Source organism: Flavobacterium sp. GSB-24 (assembly GCF_027924665.1).
In the GTDB taxonomy this organism is placed as follows: Bacteria; Bacteroidota; Bacteroidia; order Flavobacteriales; family Flavobacteriaceae; genus Flavobacterium.
Genome location: NZ_AP027043.1, coordinates 597829 through 609908, shown reverse-complemented (window position 1 = coordinate 609908; position 12080 = coordinate 597829). Strand labels below are relative to the sequence as shown.

The 12080-nt window shown below is 32.9% G+C and carries 17 protein-coding genes and 1 tRNA gene; 16 read left to right on the top strand and 2 right to left on the bottom strand.

What is annotated here, in order from left to right:
- The first annotated feature begins 9 nt into the window (after positions 1-9).
- From mce to QMG60_RS02975, 3 genes are all read left to right on the top strand, one after another.
- Positions 10-414, top strand: a complete 405-nt coding sequence (mce, locus tag QMG60_RS02985; RefSeq protein WP_281866823.1) for a methylmalonyl-CoA epimerase — start codon at positions 10-12, stop codon at positions 412-414.
- 146 nt (positions 415-560) lie between these two features.
- Positions 561-634: transfer RNA gene (locus QMG60_RS02980), tRNA-Ile, on the top strand.
- Positions 635-829: 195 nt separating this feature from the next.
- A complete protein-coding gene (locus QMG60_RS02975) occupies positions 830-1213 on the top strand; it encodes a very short patch repair endonuclease (RefSeq protein WP_281866822.1) in 384 nt (127 codons plus the stop codon).
- On the opposite strand, the gene dcm is transcribed toward QMG60_RS02975, so the two are convergent.
- Entirely contained in the window at positions 1210-2196 is a 987-nt protein-coding gene (gene dcm / locus QMG60_RS02970) for a DNA (cytosine-5-)-methyltransferase (RefSeq protein ID WP_281866821.1), read from the bottom strand. The two genes, QMG60_RS02975 and dcm, sit on opposite strands and share 4 nt — an antisense overlap.
- 335 nt (positions 2197-2531) lie before the next feature.
- Between dcm and QMG60_RS02965 the strand changes: the two genes are divergently transcribed.
- Complete coding sequence (locus QMG60_RS02965; protein ID WP_281866820.1) at positions 2532-2894, top strand: hypothetical protein; 363 nt, start codon at positions 2532-2534, stop codon at positions 2892-2894.
- Positions 2895-2925: 31 nt separating this feature from the next.
- On the opposite strand, the gene QMG60_RS02960 is transcribed toward QMG60_RS02965, so the two are convergent.
- Positions 2926-3516, bottom strand: a complete 591-nt coding sequence (locus QMG60_RS02960) for a riboflavin synthase (RefSeq protein WP_057115168.1) — start codon at positions 3514-3516, stop codon at positions 2926-2928.
- 57 nt (positions 3517-3573) lie between these two features.
- Between QMG60_RS02960 and pdxA the strand changes: the two genes are divergently transcribed.
- From pdxA to QMG60_RS02900, 12 genes are all read left to right on the top strand, one after another.
- A complete protein-coding gene (gene pdxA / locus QMG60_RS02955; RefSeq protein WP_281866819.1) occupies positions 3574-4623 on the top strand; it encodes a 4-hydroxythreonine-4-phosphate dehydrogenase PdxA in 1050 nt (349 codons plus the stop codon).
- Between the two features lie 105 nt (positions 4624-4728).
- Positions 4729-5271: a DUF177 domain-containing protein gene (locus tag QMG60_RS02950; RefSeq protein WP_281866818.1), complete on the top strand. Its 543-nt coding sequence runs from the start codon at positions 4729-4731 to the stop codon at positions 5269-5271.
- 9 nt (positions 5272-5280) lie between these two features.
- Positions 5281-5475 (top strand): 50S ribosomal protein L32, encoded by a 195-nt coding sequence (gene rpmF, locus QMG60_RS02945; RefSeq protein ID WP_008465217.1) that lies wholly within the window; start codon positions 5281-5283, stop codon positions 5473-5475.
- 172 nt (positions 5476-5647) lie between these two features.
- Positions 5648-6646 carry a beta-ketoacyl-ACP synthase III gene (locus tag QMG60_RS02940; protein ID WP_057115165.1) on the top strand — a complete coding sequence of 333 codons (999 nt, stop codon included), beginning with the start codon at positions 5648-5650 and terminating at the stop codon, positions 6644-6646.
- 23 nt (positions 6647-6669) lie between these two features.
- A complete protein-coding gene (gene accB, locus QMG60_RS02935; RefSeq protein WP_057115164.1) occupies positions 6670-7155 on the top strand; it encodes an acetyl-CoA carboxylase biotin carboxyl carrier protein in 486 nt (161 codons plus the stop codon).
- 110 nt (positions 7156-7265) lie between these two features.
- On the top strand, positions 7266-8612 hold the full coding sequence (gene accC, locus QMG60_RS02930) for an acetyl-CoA carboxylase biotin carboxylase subunit (protein WP_057115163.1): 1347 nt from the start codon (positions 7266-7268) through the stop codon (positions 8610-8612).
- 352 nt (positions 8613-8964) lie between these two features.
- Entirely contained in the window at positions 8965-9261 is a 297-nt protein-coding gene (locus tag QMG60_RS02925) for a hypothetical protein (protein WP_057115162.1), read from the top strand.
- A gap of 74 nt (positions 9262-9335) precedes the next feature.
- Positions 9336-9632 carry a hypothetical protein gene (locus tag QMG60_RS02920; RefSeq protein ID WP_057115161.1) on the top strand — a complete coding sequence of 99 codons (297 nt, stop codon included), beginning with the start codon at positions 9336-9338 and terminating at the stop codon, positions 9630-9632.
- Between the two features lie 29 nt (positions 9633-9661).
- A complete protein-coding gene (locus QMG60_RS02915; protein WP_057115160.1) occupies positions 9662-9952 on the top strand; it encodes a hypothetical protein in 291 nt (96 codons plus the stop codon).
- An 18-nt stretch (positions 9953-9970) separates the two neighbouring features.
- Positions 9971-10264 carry a PepSY-like domain-containing protein gene (locus tag QMG60_RS02910; RefSeq protein WP_057115159.1) on the top strand — a complete coding sequence of 98 codons (294 nt, stop codon included), beginning with the start codon at positions 9971-9973 and terminating at the stop codon, positions 10262-10264.
- Positions 10265-10279: 15 nt separating this feature from the next.
- Complete coding sequence (locus tag QMG60_RS02905) at positions 10280-10576, top strand: hypothetical protein (RefSeq protein WP_134142666.1); 297 nt, start codon at positions 10280-10282, stop codon at positions 10574-10576.
- Positions 10577-10704: 128 nt separating this feature from the next.
- Positions 10705-12054, top strand: coding sequence for a sigma-54 dependent transcriptional regulator (locus QMG60_RS02900; protein WP_281866817.1), 1350 nt, complete (start codon positions 10705-10707; stop codon positions 12052-12054).
- Positions 12055-12080: the final 26 nt, after the last annotated feature.

The window sequence follows — 12080 nt, the reverse complement described above, 5'->3', positions numbered from 1 at the left end:
TTTGAAACAATGGTAAACAAAATTGAACATATCGGAATTGCAGTAAAAAATATGGATGATGCCAATGTTTTGTTCGAAAAAATGCTGGGCGTTCCATCCTATAAAATGGAAGCTGTAGAAAGCGAAGGCGTGCTGACTTCTTTTTTTCAAACCGGTAATAATAAAATCGAACTTCTAGAAGCAACAAATCCAGAAAGTCCGATTGCTAAATTTTTGGAAAAAAAAGGAGAGGGAATTCATCATATTGCTTTTGACGTTGATGATATCGAAGCAGAAATTATTCGCCTAAAAAGTGAAGGTTTTGTGTTGATAAATGAAATTCCGAAGAAAGGTGCCGACAATAAATTGGTTGTTTTTCTGCATCCGAAGAACACAAATGGTGTTTTGGTGGAGCTTTGTCAGGAAATTAAATAAAAAAATGTCATTTTAATTTTTAAATAAGACATTGAAAATCAATTTCGTTTTTGAAATTCAGTAAAAGATTTAAAATTAAATACAAATGATGTCTTAAAATATTTGGAGTGAATCAAAAATAGTAGTAATATTGCATCCTCTAAACCGGTCCTATAGCTCAGCTGGTTAGAGCACCTGACTCATAATCAGGTGGTCCCTGGTTCGAGCCCAGGTGGGACCACTTCTTTAGAAATAAAAGCCTTTACAGCAATGTAAAGGCTTTTTTTGTTTTTCTTCCTATTTTAAAATGAAAATAATACAATATTTAACCTCAAATAATTGAATTTTCATTTCCGTTAAATAACTAACTTTATCTGTAAGAAACAAATTTAATCTTACGATGGATAATTTAACTCCCGAACAAAGGAGGAAAAATATGCAGGCGATAAAAAGTACTGCTACAAAAGACGAAATAAGGCTTGCTAAAGCTTTGTGGAATCTGGGCTACCGATATCGGAAAAACAATAAAAAAATATTTGGTAAACCTGATATTACTTTTGCCAAATATAAAATTGCCATTTTTGTAGACAGTGAATTCTTTCACGGAAAAGATTGGGAAGTTCAGCAATTGAGAATTAAATCAAATCGCGAATATTGGATTCCGAAAATTGAAAGGAATATGAAAAGAGATGAAGAAGTCAATGCTTTTCTAGTTTCAGAAAATTGGACAGTTCTAAGGTTTTGGAGTCAAGAAATTAGAAGAAACTTAGAAGTTTGTTTGGCTAAAATTGAAGGAACAATAATGCTTTTGAGTATTTAAACCTTTTGAGCTTTTGCTTTTTTAGTTTCAATTTTTTCAATGCACTTAAATATTTCCGAAGCCAATCTTTCAATCACGGGCATGCTTACGGAATTTCCAGCCTGCTTATAAAGACTAGAATTTGAAATAGAAGGTAGTTTATAAGTGTCGGGAAAACCTTGAAAACGAAAACATTCTCTTGGGGTTAATTTTCTAAAACCAAAATCTGTCGTAATAATAGGAACATTATGTCCGCCGGTTCCCATATTTGCAGTTAGCGTGGGGCAGACTTTAGATTTATTTTCTCTTACGTATTGTCTTCTAAACTGGTAAATTCTGTCTTTACTCACAACAGCTTCTTTCAGCATGTTGTACATATATTTCTCTTCCGTGTAATAGAATTTTTTATCGACTTTTTCTTTTGTGATTAAATCGGTAATCTTTTTAGTTAACGGCTCTTTTTCAGGAAAGGTAAATTTAAAACCTTTTTTTACGAAACTTTTATCGAAAGCAACCATGAAAATCCTTTCACGACTATGTGGAATGTTTCCAAAATCTTTGGTATTCAAAATAGCGCTGTCAAAAGTATAATCGCGTTTTTTTATTTCGCTTTGAATTACTTTCATTGTATTTCCGTTATCATGACTTTTTAAATTTTTTACATTTTCAAGAAATACAACTTTAGGTCTCATCTCGTCAATAAAATCCAATATTTTAAAGAAATGATTTCCCCTGCTGTCATTAAAACCTTTTCGATGGCCCGCAAGAGAAAATGGCTGGCAAGGAAATCCTGCGGTGAGAATATCAATTTTTTTTAGATTTTTTACATCAATCTCCATTACGTCACCTTCTATAAGAGTATGATCGAAATTGTTTCTATAAGTGACACAGGCTTTTTTATCAAATTCATTTGCCCATTCTAATTTAAAACCTGCATTTTCAAAGCCTAAACAAATACCGCCGACACCAGCATATAAACTTCCAACTGTATATTTGTTTTTCATTATTTTTTGGTTTTTAAAAAAGAGCTTGTTTTTTTATTGATAGCCAATGCAAATATATTAATTCAAAAGATTGTTCCCGTGTAAAAAAAATAAGATCCAAGGTTTAAGTTTTTACGTAACTTTTAATGAAGAAATTTTGGTTACAGTTACTGTTCTTTTTTTAAAATCAGGAAATTCTTATAAGCTTGCTGAATTAGTAAATAGTAATGAAAATGAGCTTTTTATGAGCTACAACGTTTTCTAAAAAGGGATTAAGCTATTTGTTGAAAAAAGTGTTAAAATTTGTTTTATGTTTTTTGTTTTAAATATTGCTTTTGTGCAAAAAACTTATACTTTTGTCCAAGATTTTGCAAATAGGAATGTATTTATGCGAAATTTCTATTAAAGAATATTTGTTAATAATTATAGCTTGCTGTTTTGACAGCTTGAATTTTATGAAAAATCTAAAAGCCCCATTTTTAGCAGTTGCTTTAATATTATTAAATGTCTCATTTATGCTGGCTGGTCCTACACCGCCATCGCCAACTGCGAAAACAGCTGGTACTATGAGCTTAGAAGATGATGATGGACCAGGTGGACCGGGTAGTGGTGGACCTGACTTTCCAATAGACCAAAATACCGTATTTTTACTAGTTAGCGGTTTAGCTTTAGGTGCTACCATAATATATAAAAATCAAATAAAAAAAGCTTCAATTTAAATTGAAGCTTTTTTTATAGGAAATCAGTAAGTTATTTATTAATAGAATATAGTCTTGAAATGTATTTTCCAACTACATCAAATTCTAAATTGATTTTTGTTCCAACTTTGAAGTCTTTAAAGTTAGTGTGTTCATAAGTATAAGGAATAATTGAAACACTAAATTCATGAGTTTTAGAATTCACAACTGTAAGACTTACTCCGTTTACAGTAATCGAACCTTTTTCTATTGTAATGTTATTTAAATCTTTATCGTATTCAAAAGTGTAATTCCAGCTTCCGTTGGCTTCTTCAATTTTAATACACGTTCCTGTTTGGTCAACATGGCCTTGAACAATATGTCCGTCAAGACGATCGCCAAGTTTCATGCCTCGTTCTAAATTTACAATATCGCCTGCTTTCCAATCACCAATATTGGTTTTTGAAATTGTCTCATCGATTGCTGTTACGGTATAAAGAGAATCTTTAATGGCTACAACGGTAAGACAGATTCCGTTATGCGAAACGCTTTGATCTATTTTTAATTCGTTAGTTATCGAAGAGTCTACTGTTACGTGAAGATTGTTAAGGTCTTTTTTGATTTCGTGAATCGTACCAAGGGTTTCTATAATTCCTGTGAACATTGTGGTTTTATTTTACTAAATTTGCACATCAAAATTAGTAATAAATAAACTGAGCTCATGAATAAAAAAGCAGAAAATATAATTGTTGGAATTTCAGTAGGAGATTTAAACGGTATTGGAAGCGAAGTTATATTAAAAACATTCGAGGATTCTCGCATGTTAGAATTGTGTACGCCGGTTATTTTTGCAAATGCTAAAATTCTTTCTTTCGTTAAAAAAAGTTTTACCTCTACAGTTCAGTTTCACGGGATTGATAAATTAGATCAAGTTGTACCTGGAAAAGTAAATGTTTTAAATCTTTGGAAAGAAAGTATTGATGTAAATTTTGGTGTAAATGACCCAAAAATAGGGGAGTATGCGATAAAATCTTTTGCGGCAGCAACAAAAGCTTTAAAAGATGATGAAATAGATGTTCTGGTAACAGCACCTATTAATAAGTATAACATACAATCTGAAGGTTTTAAATTTCCAGGACATACAGATTATCTAAATCAAGAATTAGAAGGCAATGCGCTTATGATGATGGTGCAGGATAATTTAAGAGTAGGTTTAATTACAGATCATGTGCCTTTAAATGAGGTAGCTTCTCATTTAACAGAAGAATTAATCACTAAAAAAATTGAAACGATTAAAAAATCTTTAATTCAAGATTTTAGTATAGTGAAGCCGAAAATTGCAGTTTTAGGATTAAATCCGCATGCAGGTGATGGTGGTGTTATCGGAAAAGAAGATGATTTGGTTTTAAAGCCAGTTTTAAAGAAACTATTCGATTCTGGAACAATGGTTTTTGGTCCATTTCCTGCGGATGGTTTTTTTGGAAGCGGTCAATACGAAAAATATGATGCTATTGTGGCAATGTATCACGACCAAGGATTGATCCCGTTTAAAACATTATCTTTTGGAAAAGGCGTGAACTATACAGCTGGTTTGAATAAAGTTAGGACTTCTCCAGATCATGGTACAGCTTACGATATTGCTGGAAAAGACATGGCAGATCACAATTCATTTACAGAGGCAGTATATCTTGCAATAGACATTTTTCGCTCGCGTAATCAGTATGAGGAGATTAGCCAAAAACCTCTTAAAATAAAAGAAAAACAGTTATAAACAAAAAAAGGTGAATAAGATTATTAGATTTATAATAATTTTATATCTTTGCACCCCAATTCAGACATCTAGTTATAGAACTGAATTGATCAAATTGATGTTGAAATGAGCAAAACAAAAGAATTTTTAATTCCTTTCGTAGGATTAAAACTAGGAAAACACCATTTTGAGTATCAAATAAATAACACGTTCTTTAAGGACTTTGACTATGAAGAGTTTCAAAGTTCAGATATTAAAGTGAATTTGGTTTTCGAAAAGAAAAGCAACATGTTAGAGTTAGAATTCAAACACAAAGGAACTGTAAATGTGCCTTGTGATCTAACGGGCGAGGATTTTGACCTTCCTATAAAAGGGAAAATGAAATTAATTGTTCGCTTTGGAGACGAGTTCAATAATGATAATGAAGAATTGTTGATTTTGCCGCATGGAGAACATGAATTATATGTGTCACAATACATTTATGAAATGATTGCACTTTCGGTGCCTCAAAAAAGAATTCATCCAGGTGTTAAAGACGGAACATTACAAACCGAAGCTTTGACAAAATTGAATGAATTAAGTGTAAAAGAACAAAAGGAAGAGAGTAATAAAGAAGAAGATATTGACCCGCGTTGGGAAAAATTAAAGAAACTATTAACGGATAAATAATATAGTAAAATGGCACATCCTAAGAGAAAAACCTCGAAAACAAGAAGAGATAAGAGAAGAACACATTATAAAGCTACTGTAGCTCAAATCGCTACATGTCCTATTACAGGTGAAGCGCATTTATACCACAGAGCTTACTGGCATGAAGGTAAAATGTACTACAGAGGGCAAGTTGTTATCGATAAATCTGAAGCGGTTGCTTAATACGTTTTTGTAAATTATACTAGAACTCTCACATAGTGAGAGTTTTTTTTGTTGGTTATAATTTTTGTTTTTTAAGAAAATATAGACAAAATCGCTTCGTTTTTTTTTGTAATTTTCAAGTCTTTTAAAAATTTTTCAAATCGCAGTATTTGAAAGGAAATAATAGAATATAATGAATAAAATCACAGCCGCTATTACCGCTGTTGGCGCTTACGTTCCTGACTTTGTACTTTCTAACAAAGTTTTAGAAACAATGGTTGATACCAATGACGAGTGGATTACTACTCGAACAGGAATTAAAGAGAGAAGAATTCTTAAAGATGCAGATAAAGGCACATCTTATCTTGCTATAAAAGCAGCGCAAGATTTAATTGCAAAAGCAAATATTGATCCTTTAGAGATTGATATGATTATAATGGCAACAGCAACACCAGATATGATGGTGGCTTCGACAGGAGTATTTGTTGCAACAGAAATTGGGGCTACAAATGCATTTGCATACGATCTGCAGGCTGCATGTTCAAGTTTCTTATACGGAATGTCTACTGCTGCAGCTTATGTTCAGTCAGGACGTTACAAAAAAGTACTTTTAATTGGTGCCGATAAAATGTCATCAATTGTAGATTATACAGACAGAGCAACTTGTATTATTTTTGGTGATGGAGCTGGTGCAGTTCTTTTTGAACCAAATTACGAAGGTCTAGGTTTGCAGGATGAATACTTAAGAAGTGATGGTGTAGGACGCGATTTTCTTAAAATTCCAGCTGGAGGATCTTTGATTCCGCCTTCTGAAGAAACTGTAAAAAACAGACAGCACAATATTATGCAAGACGGAAAAACTGTTTTCAAATATGCTGTGACTAATATGGCCGATGCCAGCGAATTGATTTTACAAAGAAATAATTTGACAAATCAAGATGTAGATTGGTTAGTGCCACACCAAGCTAACAAACGTATTATTGATGCTACTGCCGGAAGATTGGAATTGGATGATTCTAAAGTATTAGTAAATATCGAAAGATATGGTAATACTACTTCTGGAACTTTACCATTAGTATTGGCAGATTTTGAAGATAAGCTTAAAAAAGGAGATAATGTTATCTTTGCTGCTTTTGGTGGTGGATTCACTTGGGGATCTATCTATTTAAAATGGGCTTACGATAAGAAATAAATTAAAACTAAAAACGAATCATTATGGATTTAAAAGAAATTCAAAACCTAATCAAATTTGTTGCAAATTCGGGCGTTGCAGAAGTGAAGTTAGAAATGGATGATGTAAAAATCACGATCAGAACAACTTTAGAAACAAATGTAACTGAGGCAACTTACGTGCAGCAATTACCAACTCAGGCAGCTTTACCTCAGGTAACAGCTCCACAAGTTACTGCTCCAACAGTTGTAAATGTAACTCCAGAAGCACCAGCTGCTAACGATTCTAAATACATAACTATAAAATCTCCAATCATTGGAACTTTTTATAGAAAACCATCTCCAGACAAACCAGTTTTCACAGAAGTAGGAAGCACTATTTCAAAAGGAGATGTTCTTTGTGTAATTGAAGCAATGAAATTATTCAACGAAATCGAATCTGAAGTTTCTGGTAAAATTGTAAAAATTCTTGTTGACGATATGTCTCCGGTAGAATTTGACCAACCTTTATTCTTAGTAGATCCATCATAAATAAATTTAGATTTTAGATTTTAGATTTTAGAATGGTTCATAATATAAGTTTTGTTAATCATCTAAAATTATCTAATTATCAAATTGTCTAATTATCTAATTAAAATAAGATGTTTAAAAAAATATTAATTGCGAATAGAGGAGAAATTGCACTTCGTGTAATTCGTACATGTAAGGAAATGGGAATCAAAACTGTTGCAGTTTACTCTACAGCCGACGCAGAAAGTTTACATGTTAAATTTGCTGATGAAGCGGTTTGTATTGGTCCTCCTCCGAGTAACTTATCGTATTTGAAAATGTCAAATATCATTGCAGCTGCAGAAATTACAAATGCAGATGCAATACACCCAGGATACGGTTTTCTTTCTGAGAATGCTAAATTCTCTAAAATTTGTCAAGAGCACGGAATTAAATTTATCGGTGCTGCTCCAGAAATGATTGACAGAATGGGTGATAAAGCTTCTGCAAAAGCTACAATGAAAGCTGCAGGAGTTCCTTGTGTGCCAGGTTCAGACGGATTATTAGAATCTTACGAGCATGCACAAAAAGTAGCTAAAGAAATTGGTTATCCAGTTATGATGAAAGCTACTGCTGGTGGTGGTGGAAAAGGAATGCGTGCTATCTGGAAAGAAGAAGAGCTTTTAAAAGCTTGGGAAAGCGCGCGTCAAGAAGCTGCTGCTGCATTCGGAAATGACGGAATGTACATGGAAAAGCTTATTGAAGAACCACGCCATATCGAAATTCAAGTTGTTGGAGATTCTTACGGAAAAGCCTGTCACCTTTCTGAAAGAGACTGCTCTGTACAACGTCGTCACCAAAAACTTACTGAAGAAACTCCTTCACCTTTCATGACAGATGACTTACGTACGAGAATGGGAGAAGCTGCTGTAAAAGCTGCTGAATTCATTAAATATGAAGGAGCTGGAACTGTAGAGTTTTTAGTGGACAAACACAGAAACTTCTATTTCATGGAAATGAATACTCGTATTCAAGTTGAGCACCCAATCACAGAACAAGTTATTGATTATGATTTGATCCGTGAGCAGATTATGGTTGCTGCTGGAATTCCAATTTCTGGTAAAAACTATCTTCCAGAATTACACGCTATTGAATGTCGTATTAATGCTGAAGATCCTTATAACGATTTTCGTCCTTCACCAGGAAAAATTACTACGCTTCATATGCCAGGAGGACACGGAGTACGTTTAGATACTCACGTATATTCAGGTTATAGTATCCCGCCAAACTACGATTCTATGATTGCTAAGTTAATTACAACAGCGCAGTCTCGTGAAGAAGCTATCAGCAAAATGCGTAGAGCTTTGGACGAGTTCGTAATTGAAGGTGTAAAAACTACAATACCTTTCCATAGACAATTAATGGATGATCCACAATATATTGCAGGAGATTATACAACTGCATTTATGGATACATTTAAAATGAAAGATCCAGAATAATTATAAAGGCTGTCAATTTTTTTGACAGCCTTTTTTCTTTTATATGCACTTTATTTAAAATTCCAATAAATAAACTCCAAATTCCAACTTGGAGTTATAATTTAAAACCTCAAACATTGGAATTGGGAATTTTAAAATTTGAAATTACTTCTAAGGTTACACTTTAAGTGTTTACTTATTACACACCTTTTTTATCTTTTACACACTTTTTGAAATTTGTCTTTTTTGGGCATAATTAATCAAACCCTTTAAAAATAAGGGTTTATAGCGTTTGGCACAGTTCTTTTCTATTACGGCATAATAATTTCATTACCTAAAGCGTAAACAACTATTAATATTAAATATATACGTTATGAAAAATTTATTTTTATCAGCCGCAATTGTCTTAGGAAGTTTAACTTCATTCGCTTCAAATACACAAGTAACAAATACAATCGTAAAAACGATTTCTATTGAAGACGAATACACAGAGATCAAATTAGAAGAATTACCAGCTGCAATTACAGAAGCTTTGAAAAAAGCATATCCAGAAGCAGTAATAACAAAAGCATATAAAAACGAAAAATCAGAGTACAAACTTGACGTTACTGTTGGTGACAAAGTTGGAAATCTTTTCGCTAATGCAGACGGAACTTGGATTAAAAAATAATCTAAAATAGATTGGTGTGAAAATCCAGTTCAAGAATACTAAAATCAAATTAACAACATTAAAATATAACTATCATGAAAAATTTATTTTTATCAGCCGCAATCGTTTTGGGAGGTTTAACATCATTTGCTTCAACTTCGCCAATTTCAAATACTATCGTAAAAACAATCTCTATCCAAGATGATTATACAGAAATTAAATTGGAAGAGCTTCCAACAGCAGTAACAGATGCTCTTAAAAAAGCATATCCAGATGCTGTGCTTACTAAAGCATTTAAAAACACAAAATCTGAGTACAAGTTAGAAGTAACTGTTGGAGATAAAACAGGAAATCTTTTTGCAAACGCAGACGGAACTTGGATTAAAAAATAATATAAGACTAACCCTTAAAAACTATTACTATGAAAAAGTTGATTCTATCGGCAGCAATTGTTTTAGGCAGTTTGTCGATGCACGCAGAAACCACTGCTGTAACCAGCCCAATGGTACAGACAGTTAATGATCAGGATGGATATAAAGAAGTAGACGGAGTTCCGGCGGCTGTAAAGAAAGGCTTAGACGAGGCTTATCCTGGTGTAGTGCTTGAAAAAGCATGGGTAAATGACAAAAAAGAGTACAAAATTGAGATCACTGTTAGAGGTGAAAAGTCAATTGTCTTTACAGACGCTTCTGGTAACATTCTTAAAAAATAATTTTTAAACCACAATATTATGAAAAAGTTAATCTTATCAGCAGCGATTGTTTTAGGAAGTTTATCGGTAAATGCCGCTATCCTGCCAGCAATTTCGATTTCTCAATCAGTACTTATTCAAGATGAATTTACTGAAGTAGCTGCAGATGCCGTTCCAGCAGCAGTAAAGTCTACAGTTGAAAAATCTTTCCCGAAAACTAAGCTTGAAAAAGCTTATAAAAACGAGAAAAACGAGTACAAACTTGAAATTTCAAATGGAGACAAGAAGTATACTATTTTTACAGATGCTTCTGGTAATATCATTAAAAAATAATTAAAAATCAGCATCATGAAAAAATTAATCTTATCAGCAGTTATCCTTTTTGGAACAATGTCAATTCATGCAGATGTATTGCCAGTTTCAGAAGATATTAAAACTACTGTCATTATTCAGTCAGAATATACAGAAGTTGCTGCAGATGCTGTGCCTGCAGCTGTAAAAACAGCATTGCAGACCGCTTATCCAGGAGCAAAACTGGAGAAAGCATTTGTAAACGAAAAAAAAGAGTATAAACTCGAAATATCAGTTGGAGACCAAAAGGCTACTGTTTACTCAGATGTCAATGGTAACTGGTTGAAGATATAATTAGGTGAATTTAGATTTATGTTTTTGGTGAAAAAGAGATTGCGACGTGCAATCTCTTTTTTTTTGCATAATTTTGTGAAAATACAATTTTAATAGTCTTATTTTAGCAAAAAACTCCCTAAACTCAAATGCCGAAGATATTATTGATAGAAGATGACATCGCGTTTTGCAAATTATTAGAAAAATTTCTAATTAAAAAAGCTTACGATGTAACGATAGCTTTCTCTGCTGCAGAAGCGCGTACAGCAGTTAAAAACGAATCTTTCGATTTGATTTTGACAGATCTTCGTCTGCCTGATTTTGACGGTATTGCTTTAATGTCAGAATTCAAAAATTCATACCCCAATATTCCAGTCATTTTGATGACGGGATATTCGGATGTAAATACTGCAGTCAAAGCCATTAAAAATGGTGCGGCAGATTATATTTCTAAACCTTTCAATCCCGATGAGGTTTTATTAGTTATTACTAACGCTCTAAAATCGCAAGAGCTGGAAGACGAAACCGAAACTCCGGTTAAAGAAAAAAAGAAAGTCAAAAAAACAGTTTCTACAGAAAATGAGTTTGTAAAAGGAATTTCTGTTGCTTCTAAAAAACTGTTAGATCATATTGAATTAGTTAGTCCAACTGATATGTCGGTTTTAATTATCGGCGAAAGCGGAACTGGAAAAGAAATTATTGCAAAAAGTATACATCAGCAAAGCCAGAGGAAAAACAATAATTTTATAGCAGTTGACTGCGGTGCTATTCCGAAAGAATTAGCTGCGAGTGAATTTTTTGGTCATTTAAAAGGATCTTTTACAGGAGCGATCAGTGATAAAATGGGTTATTTTGAAGCAGCAAATGGTGGAACATTATTTTTGGATGAAATTGGAAATCTTTCATACGAAAACCAGATACAGTTGTTAAGAGCACTTCAAGAAAGAAAAATTAAACCCGTTGGAAGTAATAAAGAAATAAACGTCGATATACGCATTATTACAGCTACAAATGAAGATTTGCGCGAGGCAGTAAAAAACGGCGATTTTAGAGAAGATTTATATCATAGAATCAACGAATTCTCTATTCAGTCACCATCTTTAAAAGATCGTGACGAAGATTTAATGGTTTTTGCCGATTATTTCCTAGAAAAAGCCAATCAGCAATTAAATAAAGATATTATTGGGTTTTCTCCAGAAGTAGTTACTATTTTTCAAAACTACAATTGGCCAGGTAATTTACGTGAACTGCAAAATTGCGTAAAACGTGCAACTCTTTTATCTCGTGGTAATTTTATTGAAAGTGATGTACTTCCAGCAGAATTTTTTCAAATTCAAAAACAACAGCCTGCAGCAGGAATGTCATTATCTGAAAATGAAAGAGAGACTATTATTCACGCTTTATCAAAAGCACAGAATAATAAATCGGAGGCAGCGAAGCTCTTAAAAATTACTAGGAAGACGCTTTATAATAAATTGAAACAATACAACATAGAGTAAAGCATTTTTTAAATGCTTTACTTTTT